Source organism: Sphaerisporangium sp. NPDC004334, assembly GCF_053602655.1.
This window is the reverse complement of the sequence record NZ_JBSGDZ010000010.1, coordinates 265,265-285,875: the sequence shown is the minus strand read 5'-3', so window position 1 is coordinate 285,875 and position 20,611 is coordinate 265,265. Positions and strand designations below refer to the sequence as shown.

The 20,611-nt window shown below is 70.9% G+C and carries 16 protein-coding genes; 9 read left to right on the top strand and 7 right to left on the bottom strand.

Going from position 1 to position 20,611, the window contains the following annotated elements; all coding sequences use genetic code 11:
* Positions 1–51 precede the first annotated feature (51 nt).
* Together ACWEN6_RS15515 and ACWEN6_RS15510 are read right to left on the bottom strand one after the other, a co-directional pair.
* On the bottom strand, positions 52–372 hold the full coding sequence (locus ACWEN6_RS15515; protein WP_452570789.1) for a hypothetical protein: 321 nt from the start codon (positions 370–372) through the stop codon (positions 52–54).
* Between the two features lie 107 nt (positions 373–479).
* Positions 480–2,159: a sodium:solute symporter family protein gene (locus ACWEN6_RS15510; protein ID WP_452570788.1), complete on the bottom strand. Its 1,680-nt coding sequence runs from the start codon at positions 2,157–2,159 to the stop codon at positions 480–482.
* A gap of 422 nt (positions 2,160–2,581) precedes the next feature.
* Between ACWEN6_RS15510 and ACWEN6_RS15505 the strand changes: the two genes are divergently transcribed.
* Positions 2,582–5,773, top strand: a complete 3,192-nt coding sequence (locus ACWEN6_RS15505) for a cellulose binding domain-containing protein (protein ID WP_452570787.1) — start codon at positions 2,582–2,584, stop codon at positions 5,771–5,773.
* Positions 5,774–5,990: 217 nt separating this feature from the next.
* Here the strand turns inward: ACWEN6_RS15505 and ACWEN6_RS15500 are convergent, their stop codons facing one another.
* Positions 5,991–7,109, bottom strand: a complete 1,119-nt coding sequence (locus tag ACWEN6_RS15500) for a hypothetical protein (RefSeq protein ID WP_452570786.1) — start codon at positions 7,107–7,109, stop codon at positions 5,991–5,993.
* Between the two features lie 361 nt (positions 7,110–7,470).
* On the opposite strand from ACWEN6_RS15500, the gene ACWEN6_RS15495 reads away from it, so the two are divergent.
* The 3 genes from ACWEN6_RS15495 (at position 7,471) to ACWEN6_RS15485 (ending at position 10,710) form a co-directional block, all read left to right on the top strand.
* Positions 7,471–7,893, top strand: a complete 423-nt coding sequence (locus tag ACWEN6_RS15495) for a TIGR02611 family protein (RefSeq protein WP_452570785.1) — start codon at positions 7,471–7,473, stop codon at positions 7,891–7,893.
* 386 nt (positions 7,894–8,279) lie between these two features.
* The gene (locus ACWEN6_RS15490) at positions 8,280–9,671 is read left to right on the top strand and encodes a PucR family transcriptional regulator (protein WP_452570784.1); all 1,392 of its coding nucleotides are present in this window, start codon (positions 8,280–8,282) and stop codon (positions 9,669–9,671) included.
* Positions 9,672–9,876: 205 nt separating this feature from the next.
* Positions 9,877–10,710, top strand: a complete 834-nt coding sequence (locus tag ACWEN6_RS15485) for an esterase/lipase family protein (protein WP_452570783.1) — start codon at positions 9,877–9,879, stop codon at positions 10,708–10,710.
* 96 nt (positions 10,711–10,806) lie between these two features.
* Here ACWEN6_RS15485 and ACWEN6_RS15480 read toward each other — a convergent pair whose 3' ends face one another.
* Positions 10,807–11,127, bottom strand: a complete 321-nt coding sequence (locus ACWEN6_RS15480) for a GroES family chaperonin (RefSeq protein WP_380826023.1) — start codon at positions 11,125–11,127, stop codon at positions 10,807–10,809.
* Between the two features lie 105 nt (positions 11,128–11,232).
* On the opposite strand from ACWEN6_RS15480, the gene ACWEN6_RS15475 reads away from it, so the two are divergent.
* The 3 genes from ACWEN6_RS15475 to ACWEN6_RS15465 all read left to right on the top strand — a co-directional run bounded on the left by ACWEN6_RS15475 (position 11,233) and on the right by ACWEN6_RS15465 (position 15,617).
* Positions 11,233–11,793, top strand: coding sequence for a DUF1349 domain-containing protein (locus ACWEN6_RS15475; protein WP_452570782.1), 561 nt, complete (start codon positions 11,233–11,235; stop codon positions 11,791–11,793).
* 237 nt (positions 11,794–12,030) lie between these two features.
* On the top strand, positions 12,031–12,849 hold the full coding sequence (locus ACWEN6_RS15470) for an SAM-dependent methyltransferase (protein WP_452570781.1): 819 nt from the start codon (positions 12,031–12,033) through the stop codon (positions 12,847–12,849).
* A 203-nt stretch (positions 12,850–13,052) separates the two neighbouring features.
* Complete coding sequence (locus tag ACWEN6_RS15465; RefSeq protein ID WP_452570780.1) at positions 13,053–15,617, top strand: penicillin acylase family protein; 2,565 nt, start codon at positions 13,053–13,055, stop codon at positions 15,615–15,617.
* A gap of 100 nt (positions 15,618–15,717) precedes the next feature.
* Here ACWEN6_RS15465 and ACWEN6_RS15460 read toward each other — a convergent pair whose 3' ends face one another.
* From ACWEN6_RS15460 to ACWEN6_RS15450, 3 genes are all read right to left on the bottom strand, one after another.
* Positions 15,718–15,975, bottom strand: a complete 258-nt coding sequence (locus tag ACWEN6_RS15460) for a hypothetical protein (protein ID WP_452570779.1) — start codon at positions 15,973–15,975, stop codon at positions 15,718–15,720.
* 149 nt (positions 15,976–16,124) lie between these two features.
* Complete coding sequence (locus ACWEN6_RS15455; RefSeq protein ID WP_452570778.1) at positions 16,125–18,506, bottom strand: helicase-associated domain-containing protein; 2,382 nt, start codon at positions 18,504–18,506, stop codon at positions 16,125–16,127.
* Positions 18,507–18,720: 214 nt separating this feature from the next.
* A complete protein-coding gene (locus ACWEN6_RS15450; RefSeq protein ID WP_380826033.1) occupies positions 18,721–19,242 on the bottom strand; it encodes an ATP-binding protein in 522 nt (173 codons plus the stop codon).
* Positions 19,243–19,447: 205 nt separating this feature from the next.
* Between ACWEN6_RS15450 and ACWEN6_RS15445 the strand changes: the two genes are divergently transcribed.
* Positions 19,448–20,269 carry a helix-turn-helix domain-containing protein gene (locus ACWEN6_RS15445; RefSeq protein ID WP_354843887.1) on the top strand — a complete coding sequence of 274 codons (822 nt, stop codon included), beginning with the start codon at positions 19,448–19,450 and terminating at the stop codon, positions 20,267–20,269.
* On the top strand, positions 20,270–20,506 hold the full coding sequence (locus ACWEN6_RS15440; RefSeq protein WP_248959591.1) for a DUF397 domain-containing protein: 237 nt from the start codon (positions 20,270–20,272) through the stop codon (positions 20,504–20,506).
* Positions 20,507–20,611 lie beyond the last annotated feature (105 nt).

Below are 20,611 nucleotides of genomic sequence, written 5' to 3'. Positions count from 1 at the left end.
CACATACAACCTCACTTTGCCGCGTTCCGGCAGGTGAGGGCCGCGTCCGGACTACGGCGCGCTCCGCTCGCCGGTCTCGTTCTCAGCCTCCTTCTCGGTGTTGTCGATGTCCTCCATGTCCTGTGCGGCGGAAGGGCCGGGCGCGTCGACCGGGCGCAGCCGCTCCCACACCAGGAAGACGGCGCCGACGATGATCATGCCCAGGCCGGTCCAGAGGTTGATGCGGATTCCCTCGGCCTTGCGCACCGCCTCCGCGCCGTCCAGCAGTCCGACGACGGTGAGGATGGCGCCGTAGATGAGGAACAGGCCGCCGATGATGCGGCGGATGTCGAAGAGCCGGGCGACGCGCTTGCGGTCGCTCTCGTCGTTCACAGCAGGTCTCCGATCGGGGACGAAACGGTCGTCTGCCCGGCCGTCGCCGGGATGGTGGTCGGGCGGTCCGGTGGCAGAGCAGCGGATCGGTTCGGCAACGGCATGGGTCAGATGAACGGGATGTAGAGGGCGGCGCCCAGGATCACCGCGCCGATGCCCAGCACCACCGGCGAGCGGTACCAGGCCGTGTCACCGGCCAGCGCGTCGTCGGCGATCGAGGCGTCGCTGAGCCCGTACACCAGGCCGCGCAGCTCGCTCTCGGGCTTGGGGGTGGTGAGCAGCGTGACCACGATCGAGACCACCGCGTCCACCACGAACGCGGTGCCGGCGCCCCAGAAGGTGGCGTTCAGCTCGGTGCCGAAGTCCAGCACGCCCGCCTTGAACAGGATGTAGGACGCGAAGGCGGCGAGCGTGCCGGTCAGCAGGCCCCAGAAACCGGCCCACGCGGTCATCCGCTTCCAGAACAGCCCGATGATGAAGGTCGCGAACAGCGGCGCGTTGAAGAAGGAGAACAGCGTCTGCAGGTAGTTCATGATGTTGCTGAACCCCGCGGCGATCAGCGCGGTGCCGATGCCCAGCACGACGCCGCCCACGGTGGCCAGGCGCCCGAGCTTGAGGTAGTACTCATCGGGCTTGTCCTTCTTCACGTGCGAGCGCCAGATGTCGTAGGTGAAGACGGTGTTGAAGCCGCTGATGTTGGCCGCCATGCCGGCCATGAAGGAGGCCAGCAGGCCGGTGACCGCGATGCCGAGCACGCCGTTCGGCAGTAGGTTGCCCATCAGGAGCGGGATCGCGTAGTTGTACTGCGGGCCGCCGGGCTTGCCGAGATCGCTGAACAGCACCAGCGCCACCAGGCCGGGGATGACGGTCACGGCCGGGATCATCAGCTTGGGGTAGGCCGCGACGATCGGGGTGAGCCGCGCCGCCCGCGTGTTGCGCGCCGACAGCCCGCGCTGCACCTCGGCGAAGTTCGTCGTCCAGTAGCCGAACGACAGCACGAAACCGAGGCCGAGGACGATGCCGATCCAGTGCGCCCCGAGCGGGTTGGCGTCGGCCGACCCGGTGTTCGCCCAGGCGTGCAGGCCGGGTTCGCCCAGCGCCGACCGCCGCACCTTGTCCGCCAGCCCGGAGAAGCCGCCCACCTTGATCAGGCCGAGGACGGTGACCGGGATGAGGCCGGCGAGGATGACGAAGAACTGCATGACCTCGTTGTAGATGGCCGACGACAGTCCGCCCAGCACGACGTAGGCGAGCACGATGGCCGCCGAGACCACGATCGACAGCATCAGCGGCCAGCCGAGCAGCGCGCCCATCACCAGCGCGAGCGCGTACAGGTTGATCCCCGCGATGAGGATCTGCGCCACGGCGAAGGTGATCGCGTTGAGCAGCTGCGTCTGGCCGTTGAAGCGGCGGCGCAGGAAGTCCGGGACGCTGTGCACCTTCGACCGGTAGTAGAACGGCATCATGACGATGCCGAGGAACACCATCGCCGGGACGGCGCCGACCCAGTAGTAGTGCACGGTGGCGACGCCGTACTGCACGCCGTTCGCGGCCATGCCCAGGATCTCGGTGGCGCCGAGGTTGGCCGACAGGAACGCCAGGCCGGTGATCCAGGCGGGGAGGGACCTGCCGGACAGGAAGAAGTCCAGGCTGGTCTTGATGGCCCGGCGCGCGGCGAAGCCGATGCCGAGGACGGTGACGAAGTACAGCGCGAGGACGAGGTAGTCAAGGAGGTTGACGTCCAGCCGCAGATCCTGCGCCGCGAGAGTCAGGTGATGAGGCACCATCGCCCGTTACCCGGAAATTTTATGGTTTCACCTGCTGCTTCGTGCCACTTGTGAGATCCGCCGGTGGCCGTGCCTTTGCCGCACCCCGGTCGTCGTCCCGGTCGTCCCCGGTCGCCATGTGGGCCTGCCTCCGCCCGGCGCACGGGCCCGTCCCCGTCGCCGGCGGGGTCGCCACCGGCCGCTTTCCCGCCCCGCCGCCGAGGGGTCCCGCCGGGCCGGCGCACGCCCGCGCCCGCCGGAGAATGTTTGAGCGCCAAACTATTGACGCCCTGGCACGGGTTGTGTGAACCTTCGGCGGAGGCTGTCAGGAGCCTCATCGGTACCATGCACGCTGGAGGTCGACGGTCAGGGTCCCACCTGATCGTGCATGGCGGTAGACCGCGTTCTCGAAGCGTTTCGAGGCGATCCGAAGGGAACCGTTCATGCGCAAGAAGCTCCTCAGCATGCTCGCGATGGCGCTCGCCGCCAGCTTCCTCGCGGGTGTGCAGGCGCCGCCGTCGGCGGCCGCCGCGTCCGAGCCCTACACCTTCAAGAACGTCCAGATCGGGGGCGGCGGGTTCGTCCCCGGCATCGTCTTCAACCAGAGCCAGAAGGACCTGATCTACGCGCGCACCGACATCGGCGGCGCCTACCGGTGGAACGCGCCCTCCCAGACGTGGACCCCGCTGCTCGACTGGGTCGGGTTCGACAACTGGGGCTACAACGGCGTGGTCAGCATCGCCACCGACGCCGTGGACCCCAACAAGGTCTACGCCGCCGCCGGCATGTACACCAACTCCTGGGACCCCAACAACGGCGCCATCCTGCGCTCCAGCGACAAGGGCGCCACCTGGCAGGCCTCGCCGCTGCCGTTCAAGCTGGGCGGCAACATGCCCGGCCGCGGGATGGGAGAGCGGCTGGCCATCGACCCCAACAAGAACAGCGTCCTGTACTTCGGGGCGCCGAGCGGGAACGGCCTGTGGCGCAGCACCGACTCCGGGGCCACCTGGGCCAAGGTCACCAACTTTCCCAACGCCGGCAACTACGTGGCCAGCCCCGGTGACGCCTACAACGGCGACAACCAGGGCGTCGTGTGGGTGACCTTCGACAAGCGCACCGGCACCTCGGGCAGCGCGACCCAGACCATCTACGTCGGGGTCGCCGACAAGAGCAACACCGTCTACCGCACCACCAACGGCGGGACGAGCTGGGAGCGGGTCTCCGGCCAGCCGACCGGCTACATCGCGCACAAGGGTGTGCTGGACACGACCAACGGTTATCTCTACATCGCCACGAGCGACACCGGCGGGCCGTACGACGGGGCCAAGGGCGAGGTGTGGCGGTACGCGACCGCGACGGGCACCTGGACCCAGATCAGCCCCATTCCGTCCAGCAGCTCCGACGACTACTTCGGCTACAGCGGCCTGTCGGTCGACCGCCAGCACCCGGGCACGCTGATGGTCGCCACGCAGGTCTCCTGGTGGCCGGACGTGATCTTCTTCCGCAGCACCGACTCCGGCGCCACCTGGACGCGCGTGTGGGACTTCACCAGCTATCCCGACCGCTCGTTCCGCTACAAGATGGACATCTCCGCCACGCCGTGGCTGACCTTCGGCACCAACCCGGCCCCGCCCGAGGTCACCCCCAAGCTGGGATGGATGACCGAGTCGCTGGAGATCGACCCGTTCAACTCCGACCGCATGATGTACGGCACGGGCGCCACCATCTACGGCACCACCGACCTCACCAAGTGGGACACCGGCGGGCAGTTCACCATCAAGCCCACGGTCATCGGGCTGGAGGAGACCGCGGTGCTGGACCTGATCAGCCCGCCGTCCGGCGCGCCCCTGGTCAGCGGCCTCGGCGACATCGGCGGGTTCCGGCACAACGACCTGACCAAGGTCCCGTCGATGATGTTCACCCAGCCCGTCTTCACCAGCACCAGGAGCCTCGACTACGCCGAGACCAACCCGAGCATCATGGTGAGGGCCGGCGACTTCACCGACTCCGACCGGCCCAACGACAGCCACGTGGCCTTCTCCACCGACGGCGGGGCCAACTGGTTCCAGGGCACCGAACCCGGCGGCGTCAACAACGGCGGCACGGTCGCGGCGGCCGCCGACGGCAGCCGGTTCGTCTGGGCGCCCGGTGACTCCGGTCAGCCGGTCGTCTACTCCGTCGGCTACGGCAACAGCTGGAGCCAGTCCTCCGGCGCGCCGGCCAACGCGGTGGTCGAGTCCGACCGGGTCAACAAGAACAAGTTCTACGCCTTCGCCAACGGCGGCTTCTACGTGAGCACCAACGGCGGCGCCGCCTTCACCAGGACCGCGGCCGGCGGCCTGCCTTCCACGGGCGTCAAGTTCAAGGCGCTGCCCGGCACGGAGGGCGACATCTGGCTGGCCGGCGGCACCGGGGGCCTGTGGCACTCCACCGACTCCGGCGCCTCCTTCACCAAGGTGAGCGGCGTGACCGAGGCGACCAACATCGGCTTCGGCAAGGCGGCGCCCGGGAAGACCTACCAGGCGCTCTACCTCGCCGGACGGGTCGACGGCGTCTACGGCGTCTACCGGTCCGACGACACCGCCGGCACCTGGATCCGCGTCAACGACGACCAGCACCAGTACGGCAACATCGGCGAGGCCCTGACCGGCGACCCCCGCGTCTACGGCCGCGTCTACATCGGCACCAACGGCCGCGGCATCATCTACGGCGACCGCGACGGCAGCAGCACCCCTGACACCACCGCTCCGTCGAAGCCGGGGACGCCGACGGCGTCGTCGATCACCTCTTCGGGGGCGACGCTGTCGTGGACGGCCTCGACCGACAACGTCGGGGTGAGCGGGTATGACGTGTACCGGGAGGCGGGGACGACGGATGTGAAGGTGGGGACGGCGACGAGCAACACCTTCACGCTGTCGGGCCTGAGCGCGAGCACGTCCTACACCTTCTACGTGGTGGCGCGTGACGCGGCGGGCAACAGTTCCACCGCCTCCAGCCCGGTCACCTTCACCACCACCTCCGGCGGCGGCACCGACACGACGGCTCCGTCGAGGCCGGGGACGCCGACGGCGTCGGCGGTGACCTCTTCGGGGGCGACGCTGTCGTGGACGGCCTCGACCGACAACGTCGGGGTGAGCGGGTATGACGTGTACCGGGAGGCGGGGACGACGGATGTGAAGGTGGGGACGGCGACGAGCAACACCTTCACGCTGTCGGGCCTGAGCGCGAGCACGTCCTACACCTTCTACGTGGTGGCGCGTGACGCGGCGGGCAACAGTTCCACCGCCTCCAGCCCGGTCACCTTCACCACCACCTCCGGCGGCGGCAACAGTGGCTGCACGGCGACCTACGCGGTCACCAACTCCTGGCCGGGCGGCTTCCAGGGCGAGGTCACCGTCAAGAACACCGGCACCGCCGCCATCACCGGCTGGACGGTGAAGTGGGCCTTCGCCAACGGCCAGACCATCACCCAGCTCTGGAACGGCACCCTCACCCAGAGCGGCGCCAACGTCACCGTGAAGAACGTTTCCTACAACGGCAACCTGGCGGCGGGCGCCTCCACCACCTTCGGCTTCGGCGCCTCCTCGACGGGCACCAACGCCGTCCCGTCACCGGTCACCTGCACCGCCGGCTGACCTCGGCCACCGGCCCGGCGGACACCCGCCGCCGGGCCCATCGATGACACCGGCTCGACGGCCCATCCGTGACACCGGCTCGACGGGCCGCCCGCGCCGCCGACCGGCCGGGACCCGGCCGGCCGGCGTGGTGACGGACGCGGGCCCAGCGCCCTCCAGGCGCCGGGCCCGCTTCGCCGTCCGTGGAGATCGGTACGCGGAGGTCGGTACGCCGAGGTCAGTACGCCGAGACGTAGGTGACCATCGAGGCGCTCTCCACCGGCCTGCCGCCCTCGTAGCAGGCGACGTCGCGCACCGTGACCTCGTTGCCGTAGGTCGCCCAGCGCGCGAGGAGGTTGCAGAAGGCGGGCCCTCGCCCGTACGCGGTGACCTGGACGTCGTCGGGGAGCACGCCGACCTTGTGGAAGGTCACCAGGCGCAGCCCGAGCCCGGCGGTCTGGATCTCGTTGAAGGACCCCACCGAGTTGAAGGTGACACCGGCCGGCACCGGCGTGTACGGACCGGGGTTGGCCGGGTCGTTGTCGAAGGTGTAGGCGAAGTTCCTGGGCGGGATCGCCCCGCCGGTGACGGCGCGTTCGTTGTGGTAGGTCAGCGTCCAGCCGGTGTTGAGCGGGGCGTCCACCGCGTCGAAGCAGCGCACCGCGATCTTCTGCCCGCTCGACGACGGCGACCACGTGCTCACCTTGCAGTGGGCCGGCACGCTGGGGTCGACCGCGGTCACCTGGATGTTCCCCGAGGCGCGCGCGGGGCCGAGCCCGTTCAACATGACCGTCCACGCGCCCGGCGACAGCGACGGCACGACGGTGTTGGCGCTGCCCGTGGAGTTGTAGGAGGCGGCGAGGCCCGAGCCGTCCCAGTACAGATAGCCCACTGCCGCCGGCGATGGCAGGGGTCCGGTGCTGGAGGCGTAGGTGATGGCGAACGGCGTGAACACCGGCCTGCCGCCGTAGGTGTAGCACCGGACCGCCACGATCTCGTCGGTGCCCACCGCCCCGTACTTCTCGATCTGGCACCACACGGCGGTCTGGCCCATCGCGGTGACGTGGGCGACGCCGGGATCGACGCGGGAGGGGGAGACGCCGATGCCGGGGAACCGCACGAACACCTCGCCGATCACACCGGGACTGACCGTGACGGTCGATCCCGCGGACCAGCTTCCCGCCTGGTGGGTCAGATCGGGGGTTCCCGAGGTGGTGTCCACGAAGGCGAAACCCCACTTGTCGGGGACCGCGGCCTGCGCGCCGGTGGCCGCCGCGGTGAGCCCGCCCGTGAGCGTGGCGGTGAGCATGGCGGTGATGCACAGTAATCGGGCGAAAACCTTCCGTGGTCGACGCATGTCGTCCTCCGTTCACTCCAGAGCCGGCGGATCATGAACGCGGCGCCGGCGGCCCCGGCGCGGGTGGTCGGGACGGCGCGTGGAATCACACCGTGTCCAGCGCTCTTGATAACCCGGCCGCCCCTCGTTGAGAAGACCCAACATCGGTGGTGGCGAGGCCCGTCTCGGGGTAGGGGGACATCGGCCGGTCCATGTCGGAGGCGACCGGCCGACCGAAAACCGGCGAGGCCGCCGGGGTGGGTTCAGGGTCGTCTCCGCCTGGAGGCGGACCACGAGTTCGACCTGCGGATGAGGCAGGTGACGGAGCATCGCCCCTATTCTGGACACGGATACGGGGTCGGACAGGGGGGTAGAAGTGGCCGTGACCGACGACAGGCGCGGCGACGCCACGAAGAACGCCCGCCGTGAAGGTTTCAAGGGCCGGCTGGACGGCGTGCGCTCCACCCGCACCGGCCGCCTCACGTTGAAGATCGTCGTCGGTGTGGTGGGGGCCGCGCTGGTGATCGGCGGCCTGCTGCTGGTGCCGCTGCCGGGCCCGGGGTGGCTGATCGTCTTCGCCGGCCTCGCCGTGCTCGCCACCGAGTTCGAGTGGGCCCACCGGTTGCTGCAGTTCGGCAAGCGCACCCTGGCCGGCTGGACCGACTGGCTCAAACGGCAGAACTGGCCGGTCCGCATCCTGGTCGGCGCCGTGACGCTCGCGATCGCCGCCGTCATCGTCTGGGCCATGCTCAAACTCAGCCTCGGCATCGACCTGATCCAACAGGCCCGCCAGTTCATCACCTGACCCCTGCTCCATCGCGCCGGGGGCGTTGCTCTGTGCCGGATTGTCACCGGGGTGAGAACTCGACCTATGAGAAATGCGTACAGAAGCATAGGAACGCGGTGAAATTGGAGTAACGTCCGCATCTGGAGATCTTGCCCGGACCCGAGGGGTGAAGGTGAGCGCTGTCCAGAGACGGGACCCGGTCCCCGCTCCGTCGAGGAGCCGCGCGTCGACCAGGAGCCTTGCTCCGTCGCGAGGACCTGCTGTGCCCGGAAGGTGTGCTTCCTCCAGGAGCCCTGCGTCGGGAAGGCCGCCCTGTCGAAGGGGTCCGCTATCCCGGGACGCCCGGCTCGCGGGAGAAGGCCGGCTCGTCCAGGAGAACAGGTGAGCACCGCCCAGAGACGCGGGTGAGCGCCTTCGCCGCCCCGGCGCCGCCGCGGATGCCCGGCGCGTTCGCCGACGTCATCCGCGACCATCTCCCCGAACTGGCCGAGGAGATGCTGGGTGAGATCCAGGCCAGCGTGCCCGAGTACTCCCGGCCCGGCGACCAGACCTACGTCACGGCCGTGCGGCGCGCGGTGGAGGAGGCCCTGCGGCTGTTCCTCGCCAGGGGCTCCGGCCCCGGCGACGGCTCCGGCCCGGGCCGGGTGGCCGAGGTCTTCCGCGCGATCGGCAAGGGCGAGGCGAACGAGGGCCGGCCGCTGGACTCCCTCCAGGCGGCCCTGCGCATCTGCGCCCGCGTGGCATGGCGCCGCCTGGCGCTGTCGTCGGACACGCCGAGCCTTTCGCGCGAGGGCCTGTGCGCGGCCGGCGAGGCGATCCTGGTCTACCTGGACGAGATCGCGGCGGCGGCCGCCGAGGGGTACGCGCAGGCGCAGATCAGGGTCGCGGGAGAACTGGAGCTGCGCCGGCGGCGCCTGCTCGACCTGCTGGTCTCCGACCCTCCGGCCGACCCGCGCGCCGTCGACGATCTGGCCAGGGCGGTGGGCTGGCCGGTGCCCAGGACCGTCACCGGGGTCGCCCTGGCCTCCAGGGCGACGGGCCACGGACATCGACCGGCGGCTCCTGCAGGACGCGACGGCGGCGCGGCGTCCACGGCTCACAATGGCGTCGCGACACCTGTGGGTCGCGATGGCGTGCCGGCGTCTGCGGGACGCGACGGCGTGGTGGCTTCCGTGGGACGCGACGGCGAAGGGGCCGTGGCGGGGGCGATCGGGGGGCTGCCGGTGAGGCCCGCGCTGCCGCCCGACGTGCTTTTCGATCTCGACCGATCCGACCCGTTCCTCCTCGTGCCGGACCCCGATGGGCCGGGGCGCACCGCCATGCTCGACGGCGGCCTGCGGGACTGGACGGTCGTCATCGGCCCGCCGGTGCCGGTGCGGGAGGCGGCGCAGTCGCTGCGGCTGGCCCGCGAGGCGCTGGACCTGGTGCGCCGCGGCGTGCTGCCGTCGGGCCGGGTGGTCCGCTGCGCCGACCACCTGGCCACGCTGATCATCCTGAAGGACGAGGCGCTGGTCAGGGTCATGCGCCGCACGCGGCTGGCCCCGCTCCGCGCGCTGCGCCCGGCCCAGCGCGACCGCGTCGCCGAGACGCTGCTGGCGTGGCTGCAGTGCGGCCACAACGCCAACGAGGTGGCGGCCCGCCTGCACGTGCACCCGCAGACCGTGCGCTACCGCCTGCGGCAGGCCACCGAACTCTTCAGCGACCAGCTCACCTCTCCCGACGACCGTTTCGAGCTGGAAATAGCGTTGCGCGCCCGGGCCCTGGCCGCGCCGTCCACATCGCAAGCCATGCGCTGAGACCCGGGGAGAACGCGGCCGGAAAAACGCGTCCGGGGCATGTGGTGAGTTCTTGCCGGCCTGCCCGATACGCGGTTTTGTCATTCACGTGACAGCCTGACGGGTGCGTTTCATCATCACGGACAAGTCGTCCGGACCCTTTTCGATTTACTTTTCTGCCATTCACCCAAAACGCCCGCTCAATGGGTGGGAAGGCGGGAAAGTCATGCGTTTTCGAGCCGTCCTCTCGGTGCTGGCCGGCGCGGTGCTGATCACCTCGGCCCTCACCGGCACCGCGCGGGCCGAGACCTCGCCGCAGGGGGCGAACGACTGGGCCTGCCGGCCGACCTCGGCCCATCCGCGCCCGGTGGTCCTGGTCCACGGCACCTTCGCGAACATGGCCGTCAACTGGCCGGCGATCTCGCCGGTGCTCAGGCGGGCCGGGTACTGCGTCTTCGCGCTGGACTACGGCGGCACGCCGGGCGCGCTCATCCAGGGCACCGGCGACATCGCCCGCTCCGCGCAGCAGCTTTCGGCCTTCGTCGACCGTGTGCTCGCGGCCACCGGGGTGCAGCGGGTCGACATCGTGGGGCACTCCCAGGGCGGCATGATGCCGCGCCACTACCTGAAGTTCCTCGGGGGAGCGGCCAAGGTGCGCAAGCTGGTCGGCATCGCGCCGTCCAACCACGGCACCACACTCAGCGGCCTGGTGACGCTGGGCAACCTGCTCGGCCTGACCGGGCCGATCACCGACGCCTGCCCCGCGTGCGGTCAGCAGATGGCCGGCTCGGCGTTCCTGGCGGCCCTGAACTCCGGCGGCGAGACCGTTCCCGGTGTGGAGTACGCCGTGATCGCCACGCGCTACGACGAGGTGGTCACGCCCTACGGTTCGGGCTACCTCAGCGGCCCGGGGGTGCGCAACGTGCTGTTGCAGGAGGTCTGCCCGCTGGACTTCAGCGCCCATCTCGGCGTCATCCTCGACCCCGTGGTGCAGCGGCTGGTGCTGGACGAACTCGGGGCGCCGCGCGGGCGGATCAACTGCCTCAACCCCCTCGGCTGAGGCACCTCAGGGCCGGCCCTCGCCGAGCGCGGCGGGGCCGGGCTACAGACACAGGCCGGGCTACAGACACAGGCCGGGCTAGAGACACAAGCCGGGCTACAAATACAGGCCGGTGCCCTGCTCGGACTGCGGGGTGGCGATGGCGTGCAGGTCGCGCTCGCGCATGACCAGGTAGACCTGGCCGTGGACCTCGACCTCGTATTGGTCCTCGGCGTTGAACAGCACCTTGTCGCCCACCTTCACCAGGCGGGCGCTCGCGCCGACGCCGCACACCTCGCCCCAGATGAGGCGGTTGGCCATCTTGACGGTGGCCGGGATGACGATGCCCGCCGAGCTTCGACGCTCCTCGGACTCCGGCTCGACCTTGACCATGACGCGATCATGGAGCATCTGGATCTCGAACTTCGGGTCAGCCACATCTGAAGCTTATTCGGCCCGGGCGTGAACGGTGACCCGAAGAGCGGACGCGCCCCAGAGAGCGCTCTCTGAACGGTGATCGGTAAGGTGGCCGCAGGAGGGCGGATGAACCGGGATTTCAGCGACTGGCAGTGGATCAACGAGCCCGCGAAGTGGTCGGCGGGTCCGGTGGACGGCGAGCTGCGGGTGACCGCGGACGCCCGCACCGACCTGTGGCGGGTCACCCACTACGGATACAGCTATGACACCGCCCACGTCTTCGGCACGACCGTCACCGGGGACGCGCGCGTCGTCACCACCTTCGACGCCGACTACGCCGAGCAGTACGACCAGGCGGGCGCCGCGCTGCGCGTGGACCAGGACAACTGGATCAAGGCGGGCGTCGAGTACGTGGACGGGCGCGTCAACCTCAGCGCCGTGGTGACCAGAGGGTTCTCCGACTGGTCGGTCACTCCGCTGGCCGGCCCGGTCGAGGCGGTCACCGTCGAGCTGGTCCGCGAGGGCGACACCGTGATCGTGCGGTACGGCATCGACGGCGGCGAGCCCACCATCCTGCTGCGCCTGGCGTACTTCCCGCCGGGCGTCCCCGCGCTGGCGGGCGTCATGTGCGCCGCGCCCGAGGGACAGGGCTTCGAGACCCGCTTCACCTCGGTGTCCGTCACCTGAGACCTCGGGGCCCATCTGCCGGCGAGGTCCGCTCCGTGCCTGGACAGCGACCGTAACCCGGATTTAACCCGGTTTGTTCGGTCTTTCCTGGCCAACCTGCCCAAGTGTCAGCCCGTACCATGTATATCGTGGTCTTCTGTGATGGCTTGGGAGTGACCGCCGGGTTTGCCGGATGAGTCACCGTGTGCGGCCCGTCGGGACGCCCGTGCCGGGCCGTCGGCGAGGGGAGGTGGCACCGTGACGGACGAGGCCCCGCGCTTGCGGGCGATCCTGGACACCACGGTGCCCAACCAGGCCCGCATCGCCAACTACTTCCTCGGCGGTAAGGACAACTTCGCCGCCGACCGGGAGGCCGCGGAGCAGATCCTGGCGGTCGCGCCGGAGATCCGCGTCATGGCGCGCGAGAGCCAGGCCTTCCACGCCCGCACGGTGCGGTACATGGTGGAGCAGGGCGTCACGCAGTTCCTCAACATCGGCGCCGGCATCCCGTCCGAGAACAACACCCATCAGATCGCCCGTTCGCTGGCCCCCGAGGCCCGGGTCGTGTACGTCTCCAACGACCCCGTGGTGCTCTCGCACTCCCGTGCGCTGCTGGCCACCGACGCGAAGACCGGGGTGGTGGAGGGCGACATCATGCACCCCGCCGAGCTCATGGCCGACGCCGGGCTGCGACGGGTGATCGACGTCTCGCGGCCGGTGGGCATCGTGGTGCTCAGCTCGCTGCAGTTCATCCCCGACGAGGACGACCCGTACAAGCGGGTGGCCGAGCTGCGGGACCTGCTCGCGGCGGGCAGCCATCTGATGATCGTGCACGCGGTGTTCGACTCCCGGCCCGAGGCCGCGCCGCCGATCGTGGACGTCTACCGGCGGGTCTTCGGCCGCGTCGAGGACGCCTCACGCAGGCGCGCCGAGGTCATGGGCTTCTTCGACGGGTTCGAGATGGTCGAGCCGGGTCTGGTGTACATCCGCGCCTGGCGTCCGGACAACCCGCTGAACGTCCACAACCCGGACAAGGCGTGGCTGGTCGGCGGCGTCGGCAGGAAACCGGCTCCCTGACCCCGGCCCCGGACGCACCGGTAGGGGATGGACGTCCCGAACAGTGATCGATCAGCGGCCGGCCGGTGATCGACCGCACGGACGCGGTCCCCTACTGTGAGGTGCGTTTCCATGGTGAAAGGTCCGTAATTTTGAGGTTCGCCCCCTTCGCTCGTCTGTCCCGTCCGCTCCGATGGGGGGCACGCTTCCTCACCGCCGTCCTCGTGCTCGCCCTCCTCCTGGCCGGCGCGGGCCTGTGGACGGTGCGGCGATCCTTCCCCCAGGTCGACGGCGAGCTGCGGCTTCCTGGCCTGAGCGCGCGCCTCACGGTCGTCCGCGACGCCCACGGCATCCCGCAGATCTACGCGAGCACCCCGCGCGACCTGTTCATGGCCCAGGGATACGTCCACGCGCAGGACCGGTTCTGGGAGATGGACTTCCGGCGCAAGACCACCGCCGGCCGGCTGTCGGAGCTGTTCGGCCCCTCCACGCTGGAGGTGGACAAGGTGGTGCGCACCCTCGGCTGGCGGCGTACGGCCGAGCGGGAACTGCCGCTGCTCGACCCGCGCACCCGCCAGGCGCTCGCCGACTACGCGGACGGGGTGAACGCCTGGATGCGGGCGAACGACGGCTTCGCCGCCAGGAGCCTGGAATACGCCGTGCTCAAGCTCACCAACGGCTCCTACGCCCCCGAGCCGTGGAGCCCCGCGGACTCGCTGGCCTGGCTGAAGGCGATGGCCTGGGATCTGCGCTCCAACATGGACGACGAGCTGGAGCGGGCCCTGGACGCCTCGGTCCTCCCCGTCGAGCGGGTGGACCAGCTCTTCCCCGGCTACCCCTTCGACCGGCACCAGCCCATCGTCACCACGGGCGCCGTCCACGACGGCCGCTTCACCGCCACCTCGGCGGGCACGCCCGGCGGGAAGGCCGGCTCCAGGGCGGCGGGGCGGTCGGCGAAGCCCGTGGCGGCCCCGGCGCGGGTGCTGGCCGACGTGGCGCGCACGCTGCGGGCCGTGCCCTCCCCGCTCGGGACCGGCGGCGCCGACCGCGCCGGCATCGGCTCCAACTCCTGGGTCGTGGGCGGCGCGCACACCGGCACCGGCAAGCCGCTGCTGGCCAACGACCCGCACCTCGGGCCGCGCATCCCCTCCATCTGGTACCAGGCCGGCCTGCACTGCCGGGTGAAGTCGGCCGCGTGCCCCTACGACGTCGTCGGGTACACCTTCTCGGGCATGCCCGGGGTCGTCATCGGCCACAACGACCGGGTCGCCTGGGGGTTCACCAACCTCGGCCCCGACGTCACCGATCTGTACCTGGAGCGCACCAAGGGCGACACCTACCAGGCGGGGGACTCCTGGCGGCCCATGGAGACCCGCACCGAGGAGATCAAGGTCGCCGGGCGCCCCGCCGAGCGGCTGACCGTCCGGTCCACCCGGCACGGCCCGATCATCTCCGGGGTGCTCGGCGGCGCCACGAACGCCCTGAAGGGGGCCGCCGCCAGGGCCGAGGAGGGGGCGCCCGCCGCCGGCCGGCCGGGGAAGGACGGCAGACTCGCCTCCGCCGGGCACGACCTGGAGATCGCCCTGAGATGGACCGCCCTGGACCCGGGACGCACGGCCGACGCCCTGCTGCTGCTGGACACCGCGACCGACTTCGCGCACTTCCGCACGGCCGCGTCCTTCTTCGAGGCCCCCGCCCAGAACATGATCTACGCCGACGTCGACGGCAACATCGGCTACCAGGCGCCCGGGCGCATCCCCGTCCGGGAGGCGGGCGACGGCCGGTGGCCCGCGCGGGGCTGGACCGGCAAGGAGGAGTGGAAGGGGTTCATCCCCTTCGAGGAGCTTCCCATGGCCTACAACCCGCCCGAGGGCTTCATCGCCACCGCCAACAACGCCGCGACCGGCCCCTCCTACAGCCGCTTCCTCACCTCCGACTGGTCCTACGGCTACCGTTCGCAGCGCATCATCGAACGCATCAGGCAGGCGACGGCCAAGGGAAAGATCACCTCGGCCGCCATGGCGGACATCCAGATGGACTCGGCCAACGGCCTGGCGCCCGTCCTGGTGCCGCACCTGCTGCGGGCCGGCGCGAAGGTGCCCGAGGCGCGGGAACTGCTCGCGGGATGGGACTTCTCCCAAGGCCGCGACTCCGCGCCCGCCGCCTACTTCAACGCCGTCTGGCGCCACCTGCTCCAGCGCACCTTCGACGACGACCTGCCGGAGGGCGGCCGGCCCGGCGGCGGCGACCGCTGGTACGAGGTCGTGCGCCCCCTGCTCGACCGTCCCGGCGACCCGTGGTGGGACGACGTGCGGACCAAGGACAGGACCGAGACGCGGGACGACATGCTCGTGGCCGCCATGGGCGACGCCGCCGGGGAGCTTCGCGCCAAGCTGGGCGACTCACCCCGCGACTGGCGGTGGGGCGACCTGCACACCCTGGAGCTGACCAACGAGACGTTCGGCACCTCCGGCATCGGTCCCGTCGAGTGGCTGTTCAACCGGGGGCCGCTGCGGCTCGGCGGCGGCAAGGACGCCGTCGACGCCACGGGCTGGAACGCCACCACGGGTTACCAGGTGGACTGGGTGCCGTCCATGCGGATGGTCGTCGACCTGGCCGACCTGGACCGCTCGCGCTGGTCGAACCTCACCGGCGCCTCCGGGCACGCCTTCCACCGCAACTACGACGACCAGGCGGAGCTGTGGGCCGACGGCGCCACCACTCCCATGCGCCAGACCGAACGCGCCGTCCGCGCGGACGCCGCCGACACCCTCACCCTGACGCCCTGAGGCCGCGGCGGACCGGCACACCCCAGCGGCGCCGGCGGTCCGCACGGCCGTCGCACGGCCGCCACGCGGGCGCGTCCCGCCTTAGCGGCGGAGCGGCGCCTCAGCCGCCCTGGACGCGGACGCGGATGCGCCGGCAGGTGGCGCAGCGCTGGGTGACCACGTGGCCGATCGCCTCGACGGTGATCCACTGATGACGCAGGTGGATCTGCGAGGTGAGGCCAGCCAGGACGCGGGTCACGCCCGCGCCGAGGCCTGGGGAGCCCTCCGTCTCAGGATGCTCGCTCGCCTGGCGGGGCGCCGAGCCGTCGAGGTGCCGCGATGTCCGGGCGGGTGAGCCTTCGTGCTGCACTGAGGACATGTCCTCGCCCCTCACGTAGGGCCGTCGGTGCACGGCGCGGCGCGCCGCCGTCCGGGCGGACTCTGCCCGTGGATCGCGACCTCATGCATGACAAGGAAAAGTACCAGGCCAGGCGCCGCCTTCGGCTGAGGCGGCCCTGCGACCCGCCGTCAGCCGCTGGTGACCGAGGAGATCTCGGCCAGCGGGAACTCCAGGTAGTCGCCGGCCTCCTCGCACCAGGCGTCCAGCACCCCGCGCCGCAGCTCGCCGTGGCTGATCGTCGCGGTGAGGCCGTCGGACAGGGTGATGAGCGCGCGCACGCCCCGGTCGACGACGAAGCCGAGCAGGGACTGCTGGGCGGTCGGCAGCCGGGTCGCCAGGCGGCCGATGACGGCCCACGTCTGGCCGGTGTGCCGTTCCTCCGCGAGAGCGCCCGCCAGCCGCCGGGCGTGCTCGCGCGGGTCGGGCGGCGGCTCGGTCAGATGCACGTGCGGCTCCTCCAGCTCGGCCACCCGGCCGCCGGGCAGCAGGATGAGCCGCCCGCCCTGCGGCTCGCGCCTGACCGCGATCTCGCCGCTGTCGTCCACGGGCACCGGCGCGTACCCGGCGTCGCGCAGGGCGGCGAGCGTGCGCGCGGCCGGGGCGGCGCCGGCCAGGACGGTCGGGGCCAGCAGCCGCAGGCCGAGCCGGGCGAGGCGGCGGTGGCCGGCGATCTCGGCGAGCAGCGCCGGGTCGGAGCCCTGGATGATGCAGCCGACGGTGGTGACGGTGACCTCGCCGTACCGGCGGGCGACGTCCCTGACGAGGTAGGTGAGCGGCTGGGGGAGGGTGCCCGCCGCGCTGAGCTCCTCAAGAAGGGAGTCGGCGGTGTACCCGGCGTCCAGGGCCCGCCGCACGCTCGCCGGGCTGAACCGCCACACCGACGCGGCGCCCTGCGACTCGCGGTCGGCGGCGCGGTCGAGCAGGCCCGACAGCTCGGCGGCGGGCGGGCCGGTGACGACGGCGGTCAGGTCGGCGCCGAACAGGGCGGTGCGCTGCGCGCCCGCCAGGGCGTGGACCGAGGACTCGACGAGCCCGGGGGCCCGCTCGACCGCGGGGACGGTCTCGTCCTGCTCGTCTCCGGCCGAGGCCGAGCCGATCGCGGCCAGGGCCCGTCCGAGGGCGGTGAGGGTGTCGGAGGCGACCAGGCCGAGCAGGCGGGCCTCCGCCAGGACGGCCGGGCAGCACTCGGCCAGCAGGTCGCGGTCGAGCAGCGGCGCCCGCCAGTGCACGGCCTGCACCAGTTCGGGCATGCTCGCGAAGGCCGCGTCGGGCGGGAGGGTGGCCAGCGTGGCCAGCACGGCCCAGCGGATGCGCGCCACCGTCTCGCCGGAGGGGTCGTCGCAGAGCACCGTCGGGTATTTCCCGGCGGTGCGCCGCAGGGATGAGCGCTCCATGCGCCACCACGCCGCGAGGAGGGCGCGCAGCCGCGTGGGGGCGTCCTCCAGCCGCCAGGCGTCGAACCGCTTGGTCGGCACCAGGCCGCCCGCCGGCTCGTCCAGGGCGAGCAGCCGGGCGACGGCGCAGGCCTCCAGCAGCAACCGGGACTCCTCCTCGGTGCAGCCGGTCTCCTTCACGACCCGGCGCACCTCGCGGACCCCGACGCCGCCGCCCTTGAGCAGCGGCAGCGGGGTCTTGTCGGTGTTCTCCAGCAGCGCGGCGGCCCGGTCGACGGCGTGCGGGGCGGCCAGGCACATCTGGTGGTCGACGGCCTCGGGGTCCACCGGGACCGTGCCGAGCTGCGGCGGCTCGGGGGTGAAGGGCGCGTGGTAGTCGGGGCCGCGCAGCGCCAGGGCGACCTCGCGGGGCATCTCTGCGATGTCCCACTGGGTGCGGTAGAGCAGGCCGTGGTCGGCGGCCCACTGCTCGGGGGAGCCGGGGGCGACGAAGCGGTTGCCGTCCACCCCGCGCACCGGCCCGTCCCAGGCGAACTCGTCCAGCAGGCTGACGGTGCCGTCCGGGGCCTCGCGCAGCAGGGCCGACAACCGGTCGGCGTCGGACAGCACGCCGGTGATGCGGGCGATCAGCTGGCGCTTGCCGCCCTGCGTGGCCAGGCCGAGGCCGCGGCTCATGCGGCGCAGCCCGTCGGTGTTGAGCGTCCAGGAGTCCAGGTAGGACAGCAGGGGGTCGCCGAGCCCGCAGGGGGCCGTCCACCAGCGGGCGACGGCCCCGGCGAGGTGCAGACGGCCGTCGGGGCCCGGCCATGCGAGGGCGTGGTCGAACAGGTCGTCCAGCCAGGGGAGCACCTCGGCGGTGGTGACGCCGAGGAAGCGGGCCAGCTCCTCGGCGCCCGCGCGCTCGCCGATGACCAGGCATGCCTGCAGAATTTCCAGGGGAGGCAGGGGAAGGCCGCGCATGACCTCCATCACCGCGAAGGTGTCGTTCAGACGCCGGGCGAGGGTGTCCAGGCGGCGGGGCCAGGGCGCGGCGATCGCGTCCGGGCGGTTGGCCAGCAGGCGCGCGAGCCGGTCTTCATCGAGGGTCGTCAACCAGCCGAGCAGGTGATCATCCATCACAGCTCTTTCAAAGGTCTCGCGGGAGTCACCAAGAAGCAACCGTAATGCAGAGCACCCGCTTGACGGATCGACCTTGCGGAATACACCCCCGAATCCTTGACGCGTTTCCCGCGGCGCGGGACGGTGCGCCGGCCGTGGCGGTGGAGGGGACCGGGCCGCGTCGCCGGCGTCCGGCGTCGCTCACCTGCTCAGGACGGCCCCGGGACCTCGATCAGCTCTTCAGAACGGCCCACACGACCTTGCCGTAGGGCAGCAGGGGGTTCCACCCCCAGCGCAGGCTCATCGACTCGACGATGTGCAGGCCCATGCCGCCGGTCTCCAGCGGCGAGGGGTCGCGCATCACGGGGGCCGCCGACCCCGGGTCGGCGAAGACGCAGCCGACCAGGGAGCCCATGCGGATCATGGACATGCGGATGGGCTCGCAGACGCTGTGGCGCGGTTCGCACGGGCCGGGCATGAGGCCGTGCCGCAGCGCGTTGGTCGCCAGCTCCGACACCACGAGCTCCATGTCCTGCACCAGGTCGCGCATGCGCCAGCCGATCAGGCTGCCCGCCGCGAAGCTGCGCGCGGAGTGGACGGACTCCGGGCGGGGAGGCAGCACGAACGTGGCACTGGACGTGCCCGCCTCCGGGGGAGCGAGATCGCGCGCGGGGTGAGGCCACCAGCCGATGGGAGGCCACCAGTCGAATGCCGACCACTGGTTCGGCCCACGTGTCAGGTCCGTGGAGTGCACGAGATCATGATGGGCCAAACTCATGTGCAGGTGCAAGAGCGAATGCACGTGCAGAAGGGGCGTGCAACCGCTACGGTTGCCCTTGGGAGTGAAACCGAAGGGGGACCTCACGCGCGATCTTTGACAGACTGTGAACCAGTCCACAACCGGAGGAAAGCACGTGTCCATCGATCCGCCTGGCTCGGGCTCAACGGTTCGGCGCATCATGCTCGGCGCTAGCCTACGCAGGCTACGTGAGGAGCGCGGGCTAACGCGCGAGGTCGCGGGATTCCACATCCGCGCCTCCGAGTCCAAGATCAGCCGCATGGAGCTTGGACGGGTGGGGTTCAAGACGCGTGACGTCGAGGATCTGCTCACGCTCTATGGCGTCAACGACGACGCCGACCGCCGTGGGCTGCTCGAGATGGTCCGCGAGGCGAACACCCCTGGATGGTGGCACAAGTACAGCGACCTGCTCCCCGCATGGTTCTCGACGTACGTCGGGCTCGAGGAGGCGGCGTCGGTGATCCGCACCTACGAGGTGCAGTTCATACCGGGGCTGCTCCAGACGGCCGCGTACGCCCGGACGGTGATCAGGCTCGGGTACCCGGATGTGTCCGACGACGAGATCGAACGCCGTGTGCATCTGCGCTTGCACCGGCAGGAGCGTCTCCTGCGCAACGACGGACCGAAACTCTGGGCCGTCATCGACGAGGCCGCGCTGCGGCGGCCCATCGGTGGCAAAGAGATCATGTACGAGCAGTTGCAGCACCTGATGGCCGTCGCCAGCCTGCCGGCCATCACTTTGCAGGTGATGCCGTTCCAGTTCGGTATGCACGCGGCCGAGGGTGGAGCGTTCACCATCCTGCGTTTTCCGGAGTCCGACCTATCGGACGTGGTCTACGTCGAGCAGCTGTGGGGTGCCCTTTATCTGGACAAGCGTGAGGACATCGATCCGTACCTCACGGCCATGGAACAGCTGTGCATCGAGAGCACAACGCCCGGGGGCACTGCCGAGATACTCGGCGACATACTCAGAGAGATCTAGATGAACCAGCCATACAACGGAATGCCGGCCACGAGCCTCACCGGCGTCGCGTGGCGCAAGAGTGTTCACAGCAACTCGCAGGGCAACTGCGTCGAGCTTGCGAAACTCCCCGACGGGGGCGTCGCCGTCCGCAACTCCCGATTCCCGGACGGCCCGGCCCTGATCTACACCGCTGACGAGATCCGGGCCCTGGTGCTCGGCGTCAAGGACGGCGAGTTCGACAATCTGGTCGCGTAACACCCTGTTCACATATCGCGCGTCCGGTTAACCGGAGAGCGCTGATCGCGTAACCGGGGTCGTCCATCGGCCCGGCACACTGGTCCCGTTCGCTTCTTCGTGAAG

What these genes read in the sequence shown, in the direction of transcription:
- ACWEN6_RS15460 (WP_452570779.1), bottom strand. Translation starts at nt 15,975, where the DNA reads ATGTCCTCAGTGCAGCACGAAGGCTCACCCGCCCGGACATCGCGGCAC.
- ACWEN6_RS15510 (WP_452570788.1), bottom strand. Translation starts at nt 2,159, where the DNA reads ATGGTGCCTCATCACCTGACTCTCGCGGCGCAGGATCTGCGGCTGGAC.
- ACWEN6_RS15445 (WP_354843887.1), top strand. Translation starts at nt 19,448, where the DNA reads ATGCTCGGCGCTAGCCTACGCAGGCTACGTGAGGAGCGCGGGCTAACG.
- ACWEN6_RS15440 (WP_248959591.1), top strand. Translation starts at nt 20,270, where the DNA reads ATGAACCAGCCATACAACGGAATGCCGGCCACGAGCCTCACCGGCGTC.
- ACWEN6_RS15475 (WP_452570782.1), top strand. Translation starts at nt 11,233, where the DNA reads ATGAACCGGGATTTCAGCGACTGGCAGTGGATCAACGAGCCCGCGAAG.
- ACWEN6_RS15455 (WP_452570778.1), bottom strand. Translation starts at nt 18,506, where the DNA reads ATGGATGATCACCTGCTCGGCTGGTTGACGACCCTCGATGAAGACCGG.
- ACWEN6_RS15505 (WP_452570787.1), top strand. Translation starts at nt 2,582, where the DNA reads ATGCGCAAGAAGCTCCTCAGCATGCTCGCGATGGCGCTCGCCGCCAGC.
- ACWEN6_RS15500 (WP_452570786.1), bottom strand. Translation starts at nt 7,109, where the DNA reads ATGCGTCGACCACGGAAGGTTTTCGCCCGATTACTGTGCATCACCGCC.
- ACWEN6_RS15485 (WP_452570783.1), top strand. Translation starts at nt 9,877, where the DNA reads ATGCGTTTTCGAGCCGTCCTCTCGGTGCTGGCCGGCGCGGTGCTGATC.